The organism is Extibacter muris (assembly GCF_004345005.1).
In the GTDB taxonomy this organism is placed as follows: Bacteria; Bacillota; Clostridia; order Lachnospirales; family Lachnospiraceae; genus Extibacter; species Extibacter muris.
This window is the reverse complement of the sequence record NZ_SMMX01000015.1, coordinates 25,916-46,125: the sequence shown is the minus strand read 5'-3', so window position 1 is coordinate 46,125 and position 20,210 is coordinate 25,916. Positions and strand designations below refer to the sequence as shown.

Genomic DNA, 20,210 nt, shown 5'->3' with positions numbered 1-20,210 from the left:
GTCAAATGACATGAAGGAGACTTTTATTATGGGTAAATATTTTGGAACAGACGGATTCCGCGGAGAAGCCAATGAAGTATTGACGGTGGAGCACGCTTTTAAAGTGGGCAGATTTCTCGGATGGTATTACGGACAGGACCATAAGGCGAAGGTTGTCATCGGAAAAGATACAAGAAGAAGCAGCTACATGTTTGAATATGCTCTTGTGGCAGGCCTGACAGCGTCAGGGGCTGACGCGTATCTTCTGCATGTAACAACGACTCCAAGTGTATCTTATGTGACGAGGACTGACAATTTTGACTGCGGGATCATGATATCCGCAAGCCACAATCCTTTCTACGACAACGGCATCAAGGTCATCAACGGAAAAGGCCATAAGCTGGAGGCGGAAGTAGAAGAAAAGATTGAGCGATATATTGACGGCGAGACGGGAGAGATTCCACTTGCCAAGCAGGAGAAGATTGGCCGTACGGTAGATTACGCGGCGGGCAGAAACCGCTATATCGGCTATCTCATCTCTCTGGCCACCCGTTCATTTGAAGACATGCGCGTCGGGCTAGACTGCTCTAACGGAAGCGCATTTGCCATAGCAAAGAGCGTATATGACGCGCTTGGGGCAAAGACTTACGTCATCAACAACGAACCGGACGGGACCAATATCAACACAAACTGTGGATCTACCCATATCGAAGTCCTGCAGGAGTATGTGAAAGAAAAGAAGCTGGATGTGGCATTCGCCTATGACGGTGACGCAGACCGGTGCATCGCTGTTGACGAGACCGGCAGCGTAGTAGATGGAGACCTTATCCTCTACATATGCGGGAAGTACCTCAAGGAAAACGGACGGCTCAACGGCGATACGATTGTTACGACCATCATGTCCAACCTGGGGCTCTACAAGGCATGTGACAAGGCAGGACTCAAATACGAGAAGACGGCAGTCGGCGACAAGTATGTGTATGAAAATATGGTACAGAACAACTTCTGCCTCGGAGGAGAGCAGTCCGGACATATCATATTCAGCAAACACGCGACAACGGGAGACGGCATCCTGACCTCCCTCATGATCATGGAAGTCATGCTGGAAAAGAAGATGAGCCTGTCCAAGCTGGCAGAGGAAGTGAAGATATATCCGCAGCTTCTTAAGAACGTGCGCGTATCAGATAAGAAGACCGCAAGAGAGAATCCTGAGGTCGTCAAAGCGGTCGAGGCAGTTGCCGAGGCGCTTGGCGATGATGGGCGTATCCTTGTCAGGGAAAGCGGCACAGAGCCTGTCATCCGCGTAATGGTAGAAGCCTCAACGGATGAGCTGTGCGAAAAACATGTCAATGCGGTTATCGAAGTGATGGAGCAGCAAGGGCTCGTCACAGGCTAATACAGGAGAATACGGACACAGGGCAGACAGCCCGGGTTGGCAGAGGGCCGGCATCATAGCCGGCACCGCCGCCCGGGCTGTCTGCTTTTCGCAGCATGGCGGTTGAACAGATGCTTGACATAAGCGAAAGAGCAGGTTAAAATGGTTCTTTAGAGAACTGTTCTGAAAAGAACTGTCAACAGTACCGGCATAAGCCGTAAGCATAAAGGAGCATATTATGGACACAGGGGAACTATTGGCTGTAACGCACCGGTTTGATATCTTCTACAGCCGGAAGATTACGGAAGTGGCTCAGAGATACGGGATGACCAAAGCAGAAGCAGATGTTCTTCTCTTTCTCTACAACAATCCCGGATATGACACCGCACGGGATATCGTGGAAATCCGCCATATTGCCAAGTCGTACGTATCTAAGGCTGTGGAGCTGCTCATACAGAAGGAATGTCTCGCAGCCGAAGAGGACGGCAAAGACCGTAGGGTGGTCCGTCTGAGGCTTCTGCCAGGGGCATCCGGCATAATAAAAGAAGGGAGGGCGGCACAGGAATGCGTAACCGATGCAGTGCGCCGGGGGATTGAGGAATCGGACCTGAAGGTGTTTGAAAAGGTTCTGAAACAGATGTGCGGAAATATAAAAGAAGAATTGGGGGATACGTTATGATAGCGAAGATAGTAGTCTGCCTGGCAGCGGGGTTGGGGGCAGGAATCGGCACAGGGCTGGCGGGACTGTCCGCCGCTGCGGTGATATCGCCGATGCTCATCACCTTCCTCGGCTTTGGCGCGTATGAGGCCGTGGGAATCGCGCTGGCATCGGATGTGCTGGCATCGGCAGTGTCGGCATATACATACGGGAAACATAAGAATCTGGATATAAGGAATGGTATCGTAATGCTGTGCGCCGTCCTGGCATTTACGATAGTGGGAAGCTATGTCGCCTCTCTGCTTCCGAACACGACTATGGGCAGCTTTTCCGTATTCATGACATTGCTGCTCGGCATAAAATTTATCATCAGGCCTGTGATGACGACTGCTGACAAGCAGGAAGAAAAAAGCAGGAGGACGAGAATCATCCAGTCCCTCCTGTGTGGCATGGTGATAGGTTTCATATGCGGCTTTATAGGCGCCGGTGGCGGTATGATGATGCTTCTTATGCTCACCGGCGTTCTCGGATATGAGCTGAAGACCGCTGTGGGGACAAGCGTATTTGTCATGGCTTTTACCGCATTCACAGGCGCTGCCTCTCATTTTTCTATCAGCGTAAGCCTGCCCGATATCCCTGCTCTTGTGCTATGCGTCCTGTTTACCTTTGCCGGGGCGCAGCTGGCGGCGCGCTTTGCCAACAAGGCACCAGCCAAGACGCTGAACCGGGCGACAGGAGCCGTGCTCACCGTACTCGGCCTGGCCATGGTCTGTGTCAAATTTATATAACTGACGCTATATAGCCTGCATAATGCAGCCCATGTCTTTTGCAATGGAGGCTATATGGAATGGAAGCCCTTGCCGATGATCTCGCTCGTATTCGAGATGAGCATGAATGCCTCCGGGTCATGTTCTTTGATGAAGTTCCTGAGCTTGACAGCCTCCATCCTGTTCAGGGCAGTAAAGATGATATACTTATCCTCGCCGGAGAATGCACCTTGTGCAAGCACGATAGTGGCGCTCCTCTCCAGCGTGTCATTGATAAAGTCGCAGATTGGCTCTGGATTATCGCATACGACGTTAAAGTATTTGGACAGGTTCAGGCTTTCCATAAAACCGTCTATCATAAAGGAACGGACGGCAAGCCCGAGGAAAGAATAAAGCCCTGTCTCTATATCGAATACGAAGCAGCCTGCAAGCGTAATCACAAAGTCGGTTGCCAGAAGTGCCTTGCCGATATCCGCGCTTGTGTATTTTTTCATAATCATGGCAATGATATCAGTACCTCCGCTGGAGGAGCCGATATTAAACAGAACTGCGGAACCGAGAGAAGGCAGCGCGATTGCAAATGCCAGTTCCAGCACAGGCTGGTCCGTCAGCGGATGGGTCAAAGGATAGATACGTTCCAGCAAGGAGAGGCAGACGGAGAGCAGGATGCTGCAGTATGCCGTCTTTGCCGCAAATCTCTTCCCAAGAATGACAAATCCGATGACGAGCAGTATCATATTGGCGATAAAGGTAAAGTCGCTGGCGGAAATTATGCCTGATTTGGCGACGAGCACAGCCAGTCCGGTAATACCTCCGAAAGTGAAGTTGTTGGCAAACTTAAAAAAGTAGATGCCTACGGCCATGATGAGAGTGCTGCCCGTAAGCAGGGCAAAGCTTTTTGCTTTTGATTTCATCTGTACATTCCCCAATGCATATTTGTTTTGAATTCATGAAGATTGTAACGCCGGCATATGGAAAAGTCAACGGAATAATGATATATTTACATTATGTGCAGCCGGCAGGGATATGCGGCTGTAAGCCATATAAATTACGTTAGAAAAGAGGTCATTGACAATGAAAATGTTCCAGCAGAAATCCAGGATCGAAAAGCTTGATTCCGCGGAAGACTTTGTAAGAGAATACGGCATTGGAAAAAGAGATTTTATACTTGCGAGCAGGACAATCTTCGACAAGTATTTCAAACCGCTTGGACTGGAAGCGTGTGTGAGGTATAAGGACAGCTACGGAAAGGGCGAACCGACAGATGGTATGATGGATGCCCTGGCTGCCGACTTCCGTTCTTCCGGATGTACGAGGATTACGGCAATCGGCGGAGGTGCGGTCATCGATATGGCGAAGCTGCTCGTCCTGGACGGGGAGGCCTCTGCAAAGGATATCTTCCGGAAAAAGGTGGCCCTCAAAAAGAAATTTCCGCTTATAGCGGTACCGACGACATGCGGCGCTGGGTCAGAGGTGTCCAGCGTATCTATCACCGAGATGACGGATCTGCATAGCAAGCTCGGGCTGGCTGCGGATGAGCTGTTTCCGGATGACGCGGTGCTTATCCCTCAGCTCCTGAGCGAGCTTCCGTATTCATTCTGGGCGACAAGCGCGATAGACGCATTTATCCATGCCATAGAATCATTCGTGTCCCCGAAGGCGAACTTGTATACCGAGATGTTCAGCAAAAAGGCGATGGAAATGATTATCGGCGGGTTCCGGCAAGTGGCCGCGGACGGCCCGGGCGCACGGGAACAGCTTATGGACGAATTCCTGACGGCAAGCAACCTGGCCGGAATTGCTTTTGGCAACGCAGGCACAGGAGCAGTGCATGCGATGTCCTATCCTTTAAGCGGCGTGTACCATGTGACGCACGGCGAGGCAAACTACCAGTTCCTCACGGCCGTTTTCAGCGCATACCAGAGATTCAGGCCAAAGGGCCGGCTGAAGGAGCTGAATGAATTCCTGTCTGGAATGCTGGGCTGCGGGCAGGATGAAGTGTACACGGAACTTAAAAATCTGCTGGATAAGATCATAAAGAGAAAGCCGCTGCGGGAATATGGGATGAAGAAAGAAGAGATAGAAAGCTTTGCAAAAAATGTGGAGGAGAGCCAGCAGCGTCTGCTGAATCAGAGCTATGTAAAATTTTCCTGGGAACAGATGGCAGAAATCTACAGCCAGCTATATTAGGCAAACTGGAATCATTACATTTGAATCGGCACATAATATGCTCCATAAGGAGGATTGAAAAATGTATAATTGTCTACCGATTACAGATGTATACGCAAGAGAAATATTAGATTCCCGCGGGAATCCTACGATAGAAGTAGAGGTGCTGGCAGGTGAAGAGCATATCGGACGCGCCAGCGTGCCTTCGGGCGCGTCGACCGGACAGTACGAAGCAGTAGAATTAAGAGACGGAGGCGACCGTTACGGCGGCCTCGGTACAGAACGGGCGGTGAACCATGTCAATACGATCATCGCCCCGGCAATTATCGGAATGAATGTCTTTGGACAGGCAGAGATTGACGACGCGCTCATTCATCTTGACGGTACGGAGAACAAGAAGAACCTAGGCGCGAATGCCCTGCTCGGCGTGTCGATGGCGGCTGCCAGGGCTGCAGCCGAAGCCCTTGGACTGCCGCTGTATGCTTACCTTGGAGGGGCCAATGCCAAAGCGATGCCGGTACCGATGATGAATATCATGAACGGCGGAAAGCATGCGGATAACACGATTGATATACAGGAGTTCATGATCATGCCGTCCGGTGCGTGCTGCTTCCGGGAAGGCTTGCGGATATGCTCGGAGATATACCACACGCTTAAGAAGAACTTGAAGAAAGAAGGGTACAGCACGGCAGTAGGTGATGAAGGAGGCTTCGCCCCTGATCTTCCGGATGCAAGGGAGGCGCTCCGCTTTATCACGGAAGCTATCCGCATGGCGGGCTACCGTCCGGGAGAGGAGGTCGTGATTGCGCTCGATGTGGCGGCAACAGAGCTTTATGACCGCAACTTCAAGAAATATGTCTTTGAAGGGGAAGGCAGGATGCACGGTTACAAGGTCATCCGTTCCGTGGAGGAGCTGATCGACTATTATCAAGATCTTGCAGAAGAATTTCCTATCGTGTCCATAGAAGACCCGCTGGATGAGGAAGATTGGGAAGGTTGGGAACTGCTCACGACAAGGCTTGGCCTTAACATGCAGCTAGTAGGGGACGACCTCTTCGTGACGAACACGAAGCGTCTCAGCAAAGGCATCGAGACGGAAGTAGCCAATGCCATTCTGATAAAAGTCAACCAGATTGGTACGCTGACAGAAGCGTTTGATGCGATAGAGATGGCGAAGAGTGCCGGATACAGGACGATCATCTCGCACCGGTCAGGAGAGACAGAGGATGCAATCATCGCGGACATCGCCGTGGCCTTCAATGCAGGACAGATCAAGACGGGTGCGCCGTGCAGGTCGGAACGTGTTGCGAAGTATAACCAGCTCCTGCGTATCGAGGAGCGGCTCGGGGATACGGCCAAATATGAGAATCCCTTTAAATCTGATAATTGATCGTAAGATATACGGATTAGAGGTCTGCATGCAGGTCCAATCTTAAATTTGACTTGCCATATTCATCCTGTTGTGCTAGAATAAACATGGTTTATCCGCAGGAGGTGTTTGAAGTGGAGATTTTAAAGACAATATTATTGATTATATTTGCAATAGACTGTATCGCACTGGCAGCTATCGTGCTGCTGCAGGAAGGAAAGTCTGCCGGGCTTGGGACGATTGGCGGCATGGCCGATACGTACTGGGGCCAGAACAAGGGGCGTTCTATGGAAGGGGCGCTCGTCAAGTCGACCAAGTTTCTTGCGATTCTGTTCATTGTATTAGCGGCAGTGTTGAATTTAAAAGTATTTGCTTAAGAGAAGTATTTTTTATGGAATTGATGGGACACTCTTGTAAAAGAGTGTCTTTTTATTCCTGTTACAGTAATAGGCCGAAAGGAGCGTGCACGATGGATAAAGCGTTTGAAAAGAGGAAAAAGGTGGTATATGATTTATTATGTGATGAATTATATGTCCCGATGAAGTTCAAGGAGCTTGCCATGCTGCTGCAGGTTCCGAAAGAACAGAGGAAAGAATTAAAAGAGGTGCTGAAGTCGCTGGAGGAAGAAGGCAAGATCCATCAGACGAAGAAAGGCAAATACCGTAAAGGAGAGGCGAAGCATCTGACCGGAGTCTATCAGGGCCACCAGAGGGGCTTTGGTTTTGTTGCCGTCGAAGGTGAAGAGACGGATATCTTTGTGGGAGAGGATGACACGAACGGAGCGTTCAACGGCGATACGGTAGAAGTAGCCATAACAAAGGAACCGGACGGGAAGAGACGTGAAGGCAAGGTCATCAGGGTCGTATCCCGTGGAGTTACGAGGCTGGTAGGGCTGTATCAGATGAAGCAAGGCAAAAACTATGGCTTTGTCATACCCGACAATCAGCGGTTCATCCAGGATATTTTTATTCCGGAAGAGAAATCCAAAGGTGCCGTAGACGGACACAAGGTAGTTGTGGAGCTGACATTTTACGGGGAGCCGGGCCGTAAGCCGGAAGGGAAGATCGTGGAGATCATCGGGCATGTCAATGACCCGGGGACCGATATCATGTCCATCGTCAAGGGGTACGACCTGCCGGTGGAATTTCCGGAGAAGGTGCTGAACCAGGCGGAACGTACAGCGAAGCCGGTCAGTGAAGCGGACATGGCAGGCAGGAAAGATATCCGGGACTGGCAGATGGTTACAATTGACGGCGAGGACGCCAAGGACCTCGATGACGCGGTCTCTGTCATAAAAGAAGGTGAGAGCTATATCCTCGGCGTGCATATCGCCGACGTGACGAACTATGTGCAGGAAAACAGCGCCCTTGACAGGGAGGCTCTGAAGCGCGGGACAAGCGTGTATCTTGTGGACAGGGTGATTCCCATGCTGCCGCACACGCTCTCCAATGGCATCTGTTCCCTGAACGCAGGTGAGGACAGGCTGGCCTTAAGCTGTATTATGAGAATCGACGGCAAAGGGCTTGTCGTGGACCATGAGATAGCAGAGACGGTGATACATGTAGATGAAAGAATGTCATATACGAGCGTAAGGAAAATCCTTGCCGATAAAGACGAGGAAGAAATAGGCCGCTACCGGAATCTGGTACCGATGTTCCAGCGGATGCAGGAGCTGTCTGCCCTTCTGAGAAAGAGACGGCAGAAGAGAGGTTCGATTGATTTCGACTTTCCGGAAACGAAGATGATGCTCGATGAACAAGGAAAGCCGGTGGATATAAAGCCTTATGAACGGAACGTGGCTACGAAGATCATAGAGGACTTTATGCTCCTTGCCAATGAGACGGTGGCTGAGGACTATTACTGGAAGGAGCTTCCGTTCGTATACCGTACCCATGAGGCGCCGGATGATGAGAAGATAAGGGCTCTGGCCACGTTTATCAATAACTTCGGCTATTCCATGCATATCGGAGCGAATGAAGTACGGCCAAAAGAGGTGCAAAAGCTGCTTGCCAAGGTGGAAGGTTCGCCGGAGGAGGCGCTTATCAGCAGGCTTGCGCTGCGCTCTATGAAACAGGCGAGGTACACGCCGGACAACAGCGGGCACTTTGGGCTTGCTGCCGGATATTATACCCATTTTACTTCCCCGATACGGCGGTATCCTGACCTGCAGATCCACAGAATAATAAAAGACAGCCTGCGGGGACGCATGGATGGAGAAAAGACGGAGCATTACAGAAAGATACTTCCCGAGGTGACAAAGCACGCAAGCGAGATGGAACGCAGGGCCGACGAGGCGGAGCGTGAGACGATCAAGCTCAAGAAGGTAGAATATATGGAAGAGCACCTGGGCGAGGTGTACGAGGGCGTGATATCCAGCATAACAAAATGGGGAATGTACATCGAGCTGCCCAATACGATCGAAGGCCTTGTCCATGTGGCCAACATGACGGACGACCATTATGAATATTACGAGAGCCGGTATGAGATGGCCGGAATCCACAAGGGTAAAGTGTTCAAGCTCGGCCAGCGCATATCTGTCCGCGTCACAGGTGCAGACAGGCTTATGCGGACGATTGATTTTGAGATTGCAGATGAAGGAGAGATGGGAGATGGCGAAGAGTAATGGGAAGATGATAGCCAATAATAAGAAGGCGTATCATGATTATTTTATCCTGGATACTTACGAGACGGGCATAGCTCTGCACGGGACGGAAGTGAAATCCCTGCGCATGGGCAAATGCAGCATAAAAGAGTCGTTCATCAGGATAGAGGACGGAGAAGTATACATCTATGGCATGCACATCAGCCCGTATGAAAAGGGGAATATATTTAACAAGGACCCGCTCAGGGTCAGAAAGCTGCTGCTCCATAAGGCAGAGATCAACAAGATGCTTGGGAAGACGAAGGAGAAAGGTATAGCGGTAATCCCTCTGAAGGTGTATTTTAAAGGAAGCCTAGTGAAGGTTGAAATCGGTCTTGCCAAAGGGAAGAAGCTCTATGACAAACGTCAGGATATTGCGAAAAAGGATCGGCAGCGGGAAGCCCAGAGAGATTTCAAGGTGCGCAACCTCGGATAGAAGGTTGCTCTGCGGACAATATGGAGGATATGAGATGGTACCTGTTAAGAAAGAAGACCTGCGGAAGCTGGTCGCACAGACTACGGTAGAGACATACGAGGAACTGACGCCACAGCTCATTCAGCTGATAGAAGGAACAAGACACGATGAGAAACTGACAGAAGCGCAGAAGCAGGATGAAATATCACTGCATATGATGGGGTATATCAAATCGTGCACGAATGAAATCATCATCGAAGTGCTGTCAGAGATTCTGGGACTTACAGAATAAGGATACGGAGGATAGGAAATGGGATATTGTATTAAATGCGGCGCGAAAGCTCCTGATGGAACAAGATACTGTCCACAGTGCGGAGCAGAGATACCCCTACAGGGACGTCAGGAATATACATACGGACAGGATACGAATCAGCAAGGATACTATGAGCAGGGGAGCAGAACTACCGGTACGGGCTATGAGAGCAGGCAAGACGGCGGAGCATATTTTGACATAGAAGACGTGCGTACGAATAAAGCCATGGGGGTACTGTCGTATCTCGGCATATTGGTACTGATACCGATACTTGCAGGAAACAAGAACTCGGAATATGTCAGATTCCACTCGAACCAGGGGCTCGTACTCTTCATCGTGTCCGTGGTAGTAAATCTGCTGTCCGGCAATTGGGTGTTCGGCCTCCATTCCTTTATCAATTTCGGAGGATGGTGGTTTGGATGGATCTTCGACCTCATCGAACTTGCATTATTTATCATTGCAATCATGGGTATCGTACATGCATGCAGAGGAGAAAGAAAAGAGCTGCCGATAATCGGACAGATTCATCTGTTTAAGTAAAATGATAGCCGGCAGGGAGACGGGGCATCTGCCCCCGCTTAACTGCCGGCTATCTACTACCATCCGATTACTCAATTGTAATCAGCTTAGGCTGTTCTTCCACCTTCTGCACCTCTTTCGGAATCTGCAGAAGGAGCACGCCGTCGCGGAAGGAAGCCTTGATATCATCCTGGGTTACCTTGTCCCCGACATAGAAGCTTCTGTTGCAGCTTCCTGTGTAGCGCTCTTTGTGCAGGCAGTTACCTTTTGCGTCTTTTTCTTCCTTTGTCTCATCCCGATTTGCCGTAATCGTGAGGTATCCGTCTTTTAGATCAGCCTTGATATCCTCTTTGGCATATCCGGGAAGTTCCATCTCGATCATATAGCTTCCGTCTTTTTCATGAATGTCCGTCTTCATAATCTGAGAAGATGAATTCTCGAACGGACGGGAGAAGAACGGATCCTTAAACATATCATCAAATAAATTGTTAATACTTCTGTTTGCAAGTAACATAAGTCATTCCTCCTTGTTTATTTATATTGTTGCATTTGTTTTATTTGCTATACATTATATATAACACTAATTGTTAGCACTGTCAATATGTGAGTGCTAATTATTTAAAATTTTAGGCTGCCCTTGACATTTATTATATCTCAACATATAATTAACTATGCAAAAGATGTCTGTAGGCCAGGTACACGATTATCAGGGCTTGTACTGGTTTCGACGGGGGTCTGGAAGTTGGAGAAGCCATCCGTAGTGGGACACTACGTTAAAAGTTCCAATTAAATATAAACGCAGACAATAGAGAATTAGCGTACGCAGCCTAATTAGGCTGTAGTCGGCCTTAGGTCTTCCATCGCTTAAGTAACCGGCTTCAAACAGGTGGAGCACTTCGTTCTCAAAGCTTTGAGGGAATGGAAGAACTTATGAAGCTACTAAAACCGGAAGCCTGTCATTAGGCGGCCGGCAGAGGGAATGTCAATATAATGACTGTGATGGGAGATGCTTCGATGGAGGGGCTTTCGGACGCGGGTTCAACTCCCGCCAGGTCCATGGAAAAAACGCCGTTGTTACGGCGTTTTTTTGTTATGTTCCGGTATCATGGCATAGGAAGGCTACCCTTCCTGAGACAGGTAGTTGTAGAGAATGTCGATGAATTCTCCGTTGGCCGGCTTCTGTTTCAGCTTGTAACCGGCAATTTTAATCAGAAGTTCGCGGTTGCCTTTGTACCAGCAGTTTGAAATAGCAGTGCGGATACAGTGTTCTACGTTATCCCTGGAAGTGCCGAAGTGGTCCGCAATATCTACATATAGCGTCTTGTAGACAGAGAGCAGGTATTCTTCGCTTGATAAGCAGAGCTGCAGCGCATAGAGGAGGAAATGGAATCCTTTCAGCGTGGACCGTACACCGAGCTTCAATAATAGTATTCTTATCTTTTGCATAATGCCTCCTTGTGACCTTACGGATATATTGTAATCAATACATAGTCAAAAGGAGAATACCGGACATAAACAGACAATAACAAGCCATAAACGACGATAAAAGATGATAACAGAAATGTTACTATATACAGACAACAGATGAGCATGGCATTTGTTTTTATGGATCTGACCGGATCTTCCAGGTCCCGGAGCTAAAACTCCGGGACTTTTATCTGCGTGGTATGGTATAATACAAGAATCAGGCCGGTGGGCAAAGGGCACAATAACAGATAATGAGGAAAGGGGATTTGCTATGGCGGATAAGATTCTGCTTGTCGATGATGAAAAGGATATCGTAGATCTGCTGGAAGAGACATTATGTATGGATGCATCCTATGAGATTAGGAGAGCTTATACTGGTGGGGACGCGTTACGTATCTGTAAAGTGTTTGCACCGGATGTCATCATACTGGATATCATGCTCCCCGATATCGACGGGCTGGAAGTATGCCGCCAGATACGTGGCTATTCCTATTGTTCCATTTTGTTCCTGTCTTCCAGGGATGATGATATCGACAAGATTCTGGGCCTGTCAGGTGGAGGTGATGACTATATCACGAAACCATTCAGCCCCCGGGAAGTTGCGTTCCGTGTAAAGGCACAGCTGCGCCGGCAGAAGTATCAGGGCAATGGCGACGGACTGTCACAGAAGCCGCTGGCTGTAGGGGGGCTGACCATTGACCGAGAGGGATGCCGGGTGTTCAAAGATGGAAAAGAGCTGGAACTTACCGGACGGGAATTCCTCCTGTTGTCACATCTGGCTGAACATGCCGGAAGAATCATCAGCAAGGAACAATTGTATGAGCAGGTGTGGGGGGAGTACAGCAGCATCTGTGACAACACGATTATGGTCCACATACGGCATATACGTGAGAAGATAGAAGATAATCCATCCGACCCGAAGCAGCTTGTCACAGTGAAGGGCCTGGGATATAAGTTAAAGAAAAGGACTGATTAGATGAAAAAATCGGGATACCGGACCAGCCTCCACCTCTATAGCATATTCCTGGTCTCCCTGACGGGGATACTGATTATAGCAGCGGTACTCTTTTTTATGCTCATCACGGTCAGAAAGGCGGATGGAACTATTGTCAGGAGCGACTGGCCGGAGCGCTTTACAGAAGATTTTGAGAAGCAGATCATCTTTATCGAAGATAAGCCTCAGATAAAGCAGACAGGTATAGAGCTGCTGCAGAGAGAGCGGCTTGGCATCCAGATATTGGATCAGGGTGGAAGAGAATGGTTCAGCTACAGCAAGCCGGAACAGGCCGCCACAGGTTATAGCGCCTCCGATCTGATAGCTATATACAGGGACGGGCATCTGGCGGATCGAAAAGAGGCATCGCTTGTAGGAGAACTTGCAGACAGCCATTATACGTACATCATACATTTTCCCACGACGGTCACAAAGGTTACCATGCAGCTGAGCGGAGAGCACTTCATGAAAGGCAGGACGATTGTATTGGTGCTTGGCAGCATATTGCTCGGGGTAATCATCATATCCGGTATGGCATATGGCTATTGGATGACGCGGATGATGGGACGCGTGACGGACGCCGTCAAGAATATTGCCCGGCGCTCCTATCTATCCGTAGAGGATGATGGGATGTTCGGCGATATATATGACAGCCTGAACCGGCTGGATGCAGAGATCAAGAGCAGCGACCGGCTCAGGGAGCAGACGGAACGCATGCGGAAGGAATGGATAGCTAATATCACCCATGATCTGAAGACGCCCCTGTCCCCGGTAAAAGGCTACGCGGAAATCATGTATGAGGACAGCGGTACGGATATGGCCGGACGGCACAGGAGGTATTCGGCTATCATATTGAAAAATGTCTCTTACATGGAGCGGCTTCTGGATGACCTGAAGCTGGCATACCGGCTGGAGAGCGGTACGGTTCCGCTGGACAGGCAGAAGACGGATCTCGCCCGTTTTCTGAAGGAGACGGCCATCGATATAAAGAACACTCCAGAATATGAAAACCGCAGCATCCAGATACAGGCCGCAGAAGAAGGACTTTATTTTTCTTTTGACAGGATGCTGTTCAGGCGGGCGTTCAGCAATCTCATTATCAATGCCTGCATCCATGGAGGCCCGGATGCCGGGATTACGATCAGCACGGAGGCTGACGGGAATCAGATTCAAGTTATCGTGTCAGATGATGGGGCGGGCATGTCCGAGGAGGACTCTGGCAGGCTGTTTCAGAGGTATTACCGCGGTACGGATACGGATGAAAAACCGGAAGGGACCGGCCTTGGCCTGGCAATTGCAAAAAGCATCATAGAAAGCCACGGAGGGGCCATCTCAGTACGAAGCGCACGTGGAGCGGGTACAGATATAATCATTATATTTAAGGTTAATTAAGGCAGGGTACAAGTTAGATTAAGGCTGGCAGGTTATCATCTTATCATGATAGCTGTCAGCTTTTTCTATGGCTTGAAAAGAAAGAAGGTGCGTCTTGAAGATCATAATAAAATATATACTTACAAATATGAAAGAACGAAAGGTACGTACGGTTGTGATGCTGCTGTCTGTTCTCCTGTCGTCCTCGCTGCTGTTCGTATCCTTTTCTATCGGGGCATCCTATGAAAGTGCGCAGCAGAAGATGGCGCGGGGGATGTATGGAAGTGCGGCTGTCTCTGTAACAGCTCTTCAAAGTGCAGCAGAACTGGATGACGATACGGTTCCGGATATCCCTGAGATTAAGGCAAAGGCTGGAATACGGAAGCAGGCCGCGATGTACAGCCAGGGTGGATATTATGAGACCGTGGATCTGGTTTCGGCCAATCTTGAACAGCTGAATCTGATCAACAGACCGCGCATGTCAGACGGGAGCGGCATAACTGGCTTTTCCGGAAATCAGATAATCCTTCCGGACCGGTTCACTTCTAAGTTCGGGGTAAGCAAAGGTGATACGGTTACGCTTCTCATCAACAACTTTCCTGTCTCTTTTGAAGTGTTTGGAATAGCTGCATACGATACGCTGTTTCTCAGGCAGACAAGAGGGGCAACCGCTCTTGTTCCGCTTGACTTGCTGGCAGGTACGGTGCAGCAGCCCCAGAAGTACAGCGAGATACTGCTTGAACCGGCAGATGGCGTGACGGCCGGTGAACTGAAGTCCTGTCTGGAAGAGAAGCTGCCGCAAGACCGCTATCACGTTTCTGAGACCGTAGATGAAGCGCAGATCGCTGCAGATGCAAGGCAAAAATCCATGCCCTTTTTCCTGATCAGCTTTTTCGCCCTGACGATGAGCGTATTTATCATCTACAGCAGCTATAAAGTGATAACGCTGGACCGGCTTCCGGTTATCGGCACCTTCCGCAGCATCGGAGCAGAGGAAAGGACGGTGACGTCTATCCTTCTGGCCGAGAGCCTCGTCTATGGACTGGCAGGAGGTCTGCTGGGCATCCCTGTGGGAATAGCCGTACTGAAGGTGATATTGCATGGAATGGGGAAGGGGCTGGCACAGGGGATAGAGATTCCGGCTGTGATTCCGCTGCCCGGCATCGCCATATCCATTGCCGCGGCTGTCATAGTCTCGCTCCTGAGCTCCTGGATTCCAGTCCGCCGTGCGGGCCGACTGCCGGTGAAGGAGGTGGTCCTCGGGACGGTAGAAGAGAAGAAGAGGCCGGCGCGATATACCATCGGCACGGCGGTCATACTTGGCGCCGTCTCCATCGTGCTGCCCCGTATAGCTCCGGAAAAGCTGCTGTATCCTGCCGGAGGAATCTCGCTTCTTGGTCTGATAGCTGCAGCCATACTTTTTATTCCGTCTTTCACGAATTTTGTGGCGAGGGGACTGGAGCGGATTTACGGGACCGTATTCGGTAATGAAGGGATGCTGGCCGCGCGCAACATGAGGGACAACAGGAACGTTACGCAGAATATCACATTGCTCTTTATCAGCATCTCTGCCGTAATCTCTATCAGTGCAGTCGGGAACTTTGTGACATCATATATCAGCGATATCTTTCAGGGGGCAGAGCTTGAAGGATTTGCGGACGGTTCTATGGACGACGATTTTATAAGGCAGGTAAAGGGATTTGAAGGCATAGAAGAGGTCCTTCCTGTACAGGTGCTGGACGACCGCGTGCATGGGGAAGGAAGCTTCATTCTTCTGATGGCCGCGGTAGGGATCGTCAATAATCTGCTGATCAATTATATGCAGAGGAGGCGCGCGATAGCCATGTATAAGTCAGCAGGCCTCAGCAGCAGGCAGAATGTAAAAATGATGCTGATCGAAGGGGTGTCTGCCGGACTGATTGGCGCGGCAGCAGCCATAGCGGTATCGTATATGGAGATACAGACGATTTTTATCGTAGCAGGGCCCAAGATTTCCATCAAGCCAGATCTGGATGCTGCCATATTCCTGGCAGCAGGAGCCATGGGAATCGTGGTTACGGCTGCAGGCTCGGTTGTCCCTATATTAAAGAGCCGTCAGATGAAGCTGCTGGAAGAAATTAAATTTGAATAGACAGACTGGAGGACAGGCATATGAAGGAACATAGCGGTATTGCCGCTGTCGAAGGCAGAAATATAACAAAAGATTTTGTGGGCGGTGGTGCGGTTTCCAATGTACTGAAGGGGATATCCCTGAAGGTCATGCAAGGAGAATTCGTATCCGTCATGGGACAGTCAGGTTCCGGAAAGAGCACGCTTCTCTATATCCTTGGAGGGCTTGATACGCCGACGAACGGTTCTGTATATATAGACGGCACAGATATATGCAGCTTCGATGACGCAAAGATGAGCAGGATAAGAAGGCAGAAGATAGGATTCGTGTTTCAGTTCTATAATCTCATCCCGAACCTGAATGTAGAGGAAAATATTATGCTTCCGCTTCTGCTCGACGGAAAGAAGATACGTGATTACAGAGAGCAGCTTGACCATATCCTGGAGGTTGTGGGGCTGTCCGACAGGAGAAAGCATACGCCGCGCCAGCTGTCGGGCGGGCAGCAGCCGGATCATAACCGTCCGGGACGGGGTGCTTGCATAGCATAGTTCTGAAATGGCAGTAAATGTTTATATTTTTTGATTTGTGTTGTAACTACAACATACAAGGCTGTATGGATGTATTATAATGTACCAAGAAAGTTACCGTAAGGAGGAAATGAATATGGTACGTAGAATAATACAGATAGATGAAGAGAAATGTAATGGCTGCGGGCTGTGCGCCGAGGCCTGCCACGAAGGGGCAATCGGTATGGTTGACGGCAAGGCCAAGCTGCTGCGGGATTATTACTGCGATGGCCTGGGAGACTGCCTGCCGGCCTGCCCGGCAGGAGCCATCACATTTGTAGAACGCGAGGCCGCGGCATATGATAAAGAGGCAGTCCGGCAGAATATGAGGAAGAAGGAGAAGAAGCAGGAAGAAACACTGCCATGCGGTTGTCCGGGCAGCCAGTCGAGGCAGATAGCCAGAGAAGCGGTGCCTGAGACGATGCGCCGGACCCCGTCGTCATCTCAGCTTCGGCAGTGGCCGGTACAGATTAAGCTGGCGCCTGTGAACGCGCCATATTTTGAGGGTGCCCATCTCCTTATAGCAGCGGATTGTACGGCATATGCCTACGGCAGCTTCCATCAGGATTTTATCCGGGGCAAGGTGACGCTGATCGGCTGTCCGAAGCTGGACAGTGTAGATTACAGTGAGAAGCTGGCTGAGATTATCAGGCACAACGATATCAAGAGCCTGACCGTAGTAAGAATGGAAGTGCCATGCTGCGGAGGCATCGAACATGCTGCCGTATCTGCATTGAAGGAGAGCGGCAAGTTTATACCATGGCAGGTAGTAACGATATCTACAGATGGAACCATATTAGAATAGCGTGAAACATGAGCTTTGAAACAAGGGCTTGCTCCGAACGAAGAGGGCAAGCCCTTAGAAGTGGTTATTTTAAAGGAATACAAAATTCGCACAGGTGGTCAGCTATCTTATCTGCCGCGTAGCGTTCAATAACAGGCTTGTCATAATCTACAGCCAGGCCTTCTGTCAGTTTTGCAATATCCCGCCAGAAAGCTATGACAGCTTGCTTCGTATGAGCGGTTTCATATATTGCGTATGTCCCATCGTCAATGCTTCTCTTGTTCAGGCTTATGTCCTTATCATCCTTAATGATAAGCCCCACATCGTATCTTAATTCCTCCGGGGGCGTTGCTGCCGGGTCATCTAAGGCGATTCCCAGCAGAACCGTATCTGCATCAAACAGATGATTGTTTTTTAGATAGTCTTTGAAATCCTCCATCAACAATTCATTCTTAACGCCATATTCGCCGATATTGCGCATATAAGCTATCGTGATATTTTTAAATTCTTCGATTTTCATCTTATTTTCTCCATTCATTTATCTATTGACGTCGACTTCAACAACTAAAGGATAGTTTCTTTTAAAAATTTTTTCAATAACTTTTTTAAATATAATTCATTCTTTTGAATAAAATCGTAACAAATATGTAACAATTGTAATAAATAGAAAATATCTGAATATAATTAATTAAAACAATTTTAAAATATTGTTATTTTCAGGAGGGTATAAATTTATGAATTCTAAAAGAAATGTGGGGCTTCTGGTAACACTGTTCACAGTTACGTCACTGTTTACCGCAGGGTATTCCAGCGAGGCAATGGCGAACGAATCAGAAGCTGTACCAGTAGCTGCGGATGTAAATATAGATAAATATGCATCCTGGTTTATGGACATGAAAGAGATGACCCAGAAGATAATAGAAGAACAGCAGAGAATAGCAGAAGAAAAACGTATTGCAGAAGAAAAAAGGATTGCCGAAGAAAAGAGAATAGCAGAAGAGAAAAGGATCGCGGAAGAGAAAGCGGCCCAGGAAAAAGCAGCCCAGGAGAAGGCGGCCCAGGAACAGGCGGCTCAGGCAGCACAGGCTCAGGCAGTTTCTGCAAGCCAGTCAGATCAAGATCTTCTGGCCGCAATCATATATTGTGAAGCTGGAAACCAGCCGTATGAAGGACAGGTTGCAGTAGGCGCGGTCGTGATGAACAGGGTAAGAAGCGGAGTGTTCCCGAATTCCATCCGGGACGTCATCTATCAGTCAGGACAGTTCGGCCCGGCAGTGACGGGCTGGCTCGACCAGGTTCTGGCTTCAGGCGGCTATACAGATATCGCCAGACAGGCAGCGGCAGATGCCCTTGCGGGATCTAACCCGATAGGTGACTGCCTGTATTTTGACCAGGGAGGATCAGGAATGCAGATAGGTGCACATTACTTCCATTAATTGGGGGGAGTGAAGTGGCTGCGGACCGGGAGCCGGGTGGCATCTGCTCCGATGCGTACGAGGCTCTGACTATTTCACGTATCCCTAACCCTGCGGAATGTGCGCCGACAGCGGCTTACATCCCGCAGGATAAGGGCTACGGAAAGGATTCTCCGGCTCTTCTTCATGATGGTTACTTCTAACCAAGGATTTCAAATTACTTAGCGCTATATTGATAGATTGACATAACGAAAGCACTTCCACTAACAAATAGTGTTACACAGCCCCCCCGCCCGTGCCAGTAAAGTAGATAGCCGCTGGGGAGGTATGGGACAGATGCGAAGGTGTAAGCGGAAGGGACGGAGAATCCTCACCAGATTCCTTGGCTTGTGGGATGAGAGCCGCTATCGGCGAACATCCCACAGGCTTAGGAATCTGTGTGATAGTCGCAGTTCCCGGACGCATCGGAGCATCTGCCCCATACCTCCCCAGCGGCGTCTTAGTTTACTAAACCCCCATTTATTCTTCCATGATATAGTAGCGTCTCTTTCCCTTGGAGATGGATTTGTACTCGATTGCATTGACGGGACATCCGCAGATGCAGGCCATACAGTGTGTGCAATGGCCGTTCCATACAGGTCTGCAGCCCTGTATGCCAATATTGTCCAACGGGCATCTCTGGGCGCATTTTCCGCATGAGATGCATGTGTCCGAAACCGTAAAACCTTTATCGTGGATGGCCAGCCTGTAATACAGTATATGGAGCGGGCCGCTTAGCAGCCTGTCGCCAAAGGAAACCGGCGAAACAGGGAATGGCTCATTGTTCTGAATGTAACCGGCGAGCTTGGAATAGACAGGCTTTGCCCTCTCGATGATGGCGGCACATTCAGATGCGCTTGGCGCGGCAGATAAGGCGATGTAATTTTCCGGCATGAGAACGGAAACGAGCCCCTGGTACTCCAGCCCCTTTTCCAGGCAGAGTTTTTCTGCGTACGCCGCGGCATTACCGCCGCTTCCTCCACAGGTCAGTACAAAATAGGCTTTCCGGCAGCCTTCAAACTTTGTCTCGCGAATCCAGCGTTGTACAACCCTCGGCACACGATAGGCATAGACAGGCGCGACAAATACGAGCGGGCGTTCCGAGCAGAAAGTTCTTTTCTTCTTTTCCTTTAGACATTGGTTGACAGAAATGATTTCGTCATCGATGATTCCGGCAATGTGTTTTGCCGCATGCTGGCTGTTGCCGGTACCGCTGAAATAAAAAACCATATGATTCCTCCTCTGCAGTATGATTAACT

At 49.5% G+C, this 20,210-nt stretch carries 22 protein-coding genes, 1 other RNA gene and 1 pseudogene; 18 read left to right on the top strand and 6 right to left on the bottom strand.

Translation table 11 applies throughout. The features are described from left to right. The first annotated feature begins 28 nt into the window (after positions 1–28). The 3 genes from glmM (at position 29) to E1963_RS15150 (ending at position 2,800) form a co-directional block, all read left to right on the top strand. Positions 29–1,375 carry a phosphoglucosamine mutase gene (gene glmM / locus E1963_RS15160; RefSeq protein WP_132279699.1) on the top strand — a complete coding sequence of 449 codons (1,347 nt, stop codon included), beginning with the start codon at positions 29–31 and terminating at the stop codon, positions 1,373–1,375. A 217-nt stretch (positions 1,376–1,592) separates the two neighbouring features. Further along, positions 1,593–2,033 carry a MarR family winged helix-turn-helix transcriptional regulator gene (locus tag E1963_RS15155; protein ID WP_132279696.1) on the top strand — a complete coding sequence of 147 codons (441 nt, stop codon included), beginning with the start codon at positions 1,593–1,595 and terminating at the stop codon, positions 2,031–2,033. Further along, entirely contained in the window at positions 2,030–2,800 is a 771-nt protein-coding gene (locus E1963_RS15150; protein ID WP_132279693.1) for a sulfite exporter TauE/SafE family protein, read from the top strand. Before E1963_RS15155 ends, E1963_RS15150 begins: the two co-directional genes overlap by 4 nt. A 50-nt stretch (positions 2,801–2,850) precedes the next feature. On the opposite strand, the gene E1963_RS15145 is transcribed toward E1963_RS15150, so the two are convergent. Beyond that, positions 2,851–3,693, bottom strand: coding sequence for a YitT family protein (locus E1963_RS15145; protein ID WP_066579371.1), 843 nt, complete (start codon positions 3,691–3,693; stop codon positions 2,851–2,853). Between the two features lie 160 nt (positions 3,694–3,853). Between E1963_RS15145 and E1963_RS15140 the strand changes: the two genes are divergently transcribed. The 7 genes from E1963_RS15140 to E1963_RS15110 all read left to right on the top strand — a co-directional run bounded on the left by E1963_RS15140 (position 3,854) and on the right by E1963_RS15110 (position 10,226). Continuing rightward, complete coding sequence (locus E1963_RS15140) at positions 3,854–4,969, top strand: 4-hydroxybutyrate dehydrogenase (RefSeq protein WP_132279690.1); 1,116 nt, start codon at positions 3,854–3,856, stop codon at positions 4,967–4,969. 61 nt (positions 4,970–5,030) lie between these two features. After that, positions 5,031–6,338 (top strand): phosphopyruvate hydratase, encoded by a 1,308-nt coding sequence (gene eno, locus E1963_RS15135; protein ID WP_132279687.1) that lies wholly within the window; start codon positions 5,031–5,033, stop codon positions 6,336–6,338. A gap of 113 nt (positions 6,339–6,451) precedes the next feature. Beyond that, a complete protein-coding gene (secG, locus tag E1963_RS15130) occupies positions 6,452–6,694 on the top strand; it encodes a preprotein translocase subunit SecG (protein ID WP_040435760.1) in 243 nt (80 codons plus the stop codon). Positions 6,695–6,786: 92 nt separating this feature from the next. Next, positions 6,787–8,940, top strand: coding sequence for a ribonuclease R (rnr, locus tag E1963_RS15125; RefSeq protein ID WP_132279684.1), 2,154 nt, complete (start codon positions 6,787–6,789; stop codon positions 8,938–8,940). Further along, positions 8,927–9,394 (top strand): SsrA-binding protein SmpB, encoded by a 468-nt coding sequence (smpB, locus tag E1963_RS15120; protein WP_132279681.1) that lies wholly within the window; start codon positions 8,927–8,929, stop codon positions 9,392–9,394. The genes rnr and smpB overlap by 14 nt, the downstream gene beginning before the upstream one ends. Positions 9,395–9,428: 34 nt before the next feature. Beyond that, on the top strand, positions 9,429–9,665 hold the full coding sequence (locus E1963_RS15115) for a hypothetical protein (RefSeq protein WP_132279678.1): 237 nt from the start codon (positions 9,429–9,431) through the stop codon (positions 9,663–9,665). Between the two features lie 18 nt (positions 9,666–9,683). Next, positions 9,684–10,226, top strand: a complete 543-nt coding sequence (locus E1963_RS15110) for a zinc-ribbon domain-containing protein (protein ID WP_132279675.1) — start codon at positions 9,684–9,686, stop codon at positions 10,224–10,226. A gap of 67 nt (positions 10,227–10,293) precedes the next feature. Here E1963_RS15110 and E1963_RS15105 read toward each other — a convergent pair whose 3' ends face one another. Then, positions 10,294–10,719, bottom strand: a complete 426-nt coding sequence (locus E1963_RS15105) for an Hsp20/alpha crystallin family protein (RefSeq protein ID WP_066579349.1) — start codon at positions 10,717–10,719, stop codon at positions 10,294–10,296. 195 nt (positions 10,720–10,914) lie between these two features. Between E1963_RS15105 and ssrA the strand changes: the two genes are divergently transcribed. Further along, positions 10,915–11,265, top strand: a transfer-messenger RNA (tmRNA) gene (gene ssrA, locus E1963_RS15100). 59 nt (positions 11,266–11,324) lie between these two features. On the opposite strand, the gene E1963_RS15095 is transcribed toward ssrA, so the two are convergent. Next, the gene (locus tag E1963_RS15095; protein WP_132279672.1) at positions 11,325–11,651 is read right to left on the bottom strand and encodes a sporulation initiation factor Spo0A C-terminal domain-containing protein; all 327 of its coding nucleotides are present in this window, start codon (positions 11,649–11,651) and stop codon (positions 11,325–11,327) included. A 292-nt stretch (positions 11,652–11,943) separates the two neighbouring features. Between E1963_RS15095 and E1963_RS15090 the strand changes: the two genes are divergently transcribed. From E1963_RS15090 to E1963_RS15070, 5 genes and pseudogenes are all read left to right on the top strand, one after another. Further along, a complete protein-coding gene (locus E1963_RS15090) occupies positions 11,944–12,648 on the top strand; it encodes a response regulator transcription factor (protein WP_132279669.1) in 705 nt (234 codons plus the stop codon). Next, positions 12,649–14,058 (top strand): sensor histidine kinase, encoded by a 1,410-nt coding sequence (locus tag E1963_RS15085; RefSeq protein ID WP_132279666.1) that lies wholly within the window; start codon positions 12,649–12,651, stop codon positions 14,056–14,058. Between the two features lie 127 nt (positions 14,059–14,185). Beyond that, positions 14,186–16,168 (top strand): ABC transporter permease, encoded by a 1,983-nt coding sequence (locus E1963_RS15080; protein WP_243117756.1) that lies wholly within the window; start codon positions 14,186–14,188, stop codon positions 16,166–16,168. Positions 16,169–16,188: 20 nt separating this feature from the next. Continuing rightward, a pseudogene (locus E1963_RS15075) lies at positions 16,189–16,653 on the top strand (ABC transporter ATP-binding protein); the annotation flags it as partial. Positions 16,654–16,810: 157 nt separating this feature from the next. After that, positions 16,811–17,518: a 4Fe-4S dicluster domain-containing protein gene (locus E1963_RS15070; protein ID WP_132279660.1), complete on the top strand. Its 708-nt coding sequence runs from the start codon at positions 16,811–16,813 to the stop codon at positions 17,516–17,518. A 64-nt stretch (positions 17,519–17,582) separates the two neighbouring features. On the opposite strand, the gene E1963_RS15065 is transcribed toward E1963_RS15070, so the two are convergent. Continuing rightward, positions 17,583–18,017: an AraC family transcriptional regulator gene (locus tag E1963_RS15065; RefSeq protein ID WP_132279657.1), complete on the bottom strand. Its 435-nt coding sequence runs from the start codon at positions 18,015–18,017 to the stop codon at positions 17,583–17,585. Positions 18,018–18,231: 214 nt separating this feature from the next. Here E1963_RS15065 and E1963_RS15060 point away from each other — a divergent pair, with 214 nt between their 5' ends. Both E1963_RS15060 and E1963_RS19785 read left to right on the top strand, forming a co-directional pair. Then, a complete protein-coding gene (locus E1963_RS15060) occupies positions 18,232–18,933 on the top strand; it encodes a cell wall hydrolase (protein ID WP_132279654.1) in 702 nt (233 codons plus the stop codon). 14 nt (positions 18,934–18,947) lie between these two features. Beyond that, positions 18,948–19,115, top strand: coding sequence for a hypothetical protein (locus tag E1963_RS19785; protein WP_167482220.1), 168 nt, complete (start codon positions 18,948–18,950; stop codon positions 19,113–19,115). Positions 19,116–19,188: 73 nt separating this feature from the next. Here E1963_RS19785 and E1963_RS15055 read toward each other — a convergent pair whose 3' ends face one another. Further along, entirely contained in the window at positions 19,189–19,377 is a 189-nt protein-coding gene (locus E1963_RS15055) for a hypothetical protein (protein WP_132279651.1), read from the bottom strand. 54 nt (positions 19,378–19,431) lie between these two features. Further along, a complete protein-coding gene (locus E1963_RS15050) occupies positions 19,432–20,181 on the bottom strand; it encodes an EFR1 family ferrodoxin (protein ID WP_132279648.1) in 750 nt (249 codons plus the stop codon). Between the last annotated feature and the right edge of the window lie 29 nt (positions 20,182–20,210).

Coding starts and splice junctions, on each gene's coding strand:
- glmM (WP_132279699.1), top strand. CDS start 29: ATGGGTAAATATTTTGGAACAGACGGATTCCGCGGAGAAGCCAATGAA.
- E1963_RS15155 (WP_132279696.1), top strand. CDS start 1,593: ATGGACACAGGGGAACTATTGGCTGTAACGCACCGGTTTGATATCTTC.
- E1963_RS15150 (WP_132279693.1), top strand. CDS start 2,030: ATGATAGCGAAGATAGTAGTCTGCCTGGCAGCGGGGTTGGGGGCAGGA.
- E1963_RS15145 (WP_066579371.1), bottom strand. CDS start 3,693: ATGAAATCAAAAGCAAAAAGCTTTGCCCTGCTTACGGGCAGCACTCTC.
- E1963_RS15140 (WP_132279690.1), top strand. CDS start 3,854: ATGAAAATGTTCCAGCAGAAATCCAGGATCGAAAAGCTTGATTCCGCG.
- eno (WP_132279687.1), top strand. CDS start 5,031: ATGTATAATTGTCTACCGATTACAGATGTATACGCAAGAGAAATATTA.
- rnr (WP_132279684.1), top strand. CDS start 6,787: ATGGATAAAGCGTTTGAAAAGAGGAAAAAGGTGGTATATGATTTATTA.
- smpB (WP_132279681.1), top strand. CDS start 8,927: ATGGCGAAGAGTAATGGGAAGATGATAGCCAATAATAAGAAGGCGTAT.
- E1963_RS15115 (WP_132279678.1), top strand. CDS start 9,429: ATGGTACCTGTTAAGAAAGAAGACCTGCGGAAGCTGGTCGCACAGACT.
- E1963_RS15110 (WP_132279675.1), top strand. CDS start 9,684: ATGGGATATTGTATTAAATGCGGCGCGAAAGCTCCTGATGGAACAAGA.
- E1963_RS15105 (WP_066579349.1), bottom strand. CDS start 10,719: ATGTTACTTGCAAACAGAAGTATTAACAATTTATTTGATGATATGTTT.
- E1963_RS15095 (WP_132279672.1), bottom strand. CDS start 11,651: ATGCAAAAGATAAGAATACTATTATTGAAGCTCGGTGTACGGTCCACG.
- E1963_RS15090 (WP_132279669.1), top strand. CDS start 11,944: ATGGCGGATAAGATTCTGCTTGTCGATGATGAAAAGGATATCGTAGAT.
- E1963_RS15085 (WP_132279666.1), top strand. CDS start 12,649: ATGAAAAAATCGGGATACCGGACCAGCCTCCACCTCTATAGCATATTC.
- E1963_RS15080 (WP_243117756.1), top strand. CDS start 14,186: ATGAAAGAACGAAAGGTACGTACGGTTGTGATGCTGCTGTCTGTTCTC.
- E1963_RS15070 (WP_132279660.1), top strand. CDS start 16,811: ATGGTACGTAGAATAATACAGATAGATGAAGAGAAATGTAATGGCTGC.
- E1963_RS15065 (WP_132279657.1), bottom strand. CDS start 18,017: ATGAAAATCGAAGAATTTAAAAATATCACGATAGCTTATATGCGCAAT.
- E1963_RS15060 (WP_132279654.1), top strand. CDS start 18,232: ATGAATTCTAAAAGAAATGTGGGGCTTCTGGTAACACTGTTCACAGTT.
- E1963_RS15055 (WP_132279651.1), bottom strand. CDS start 19,377: ATGCGTCCGGGAACTGCGACTATCACACAGATTCCTAAGCCTGTGGGA.
- E1963_RS15050 (WP_132279648.1), bottom strand. CDS start 20,181: ATGGTTTTTTATTTCAGCGGTACCGGCAACAGCCAGCATGCGGCAAAA.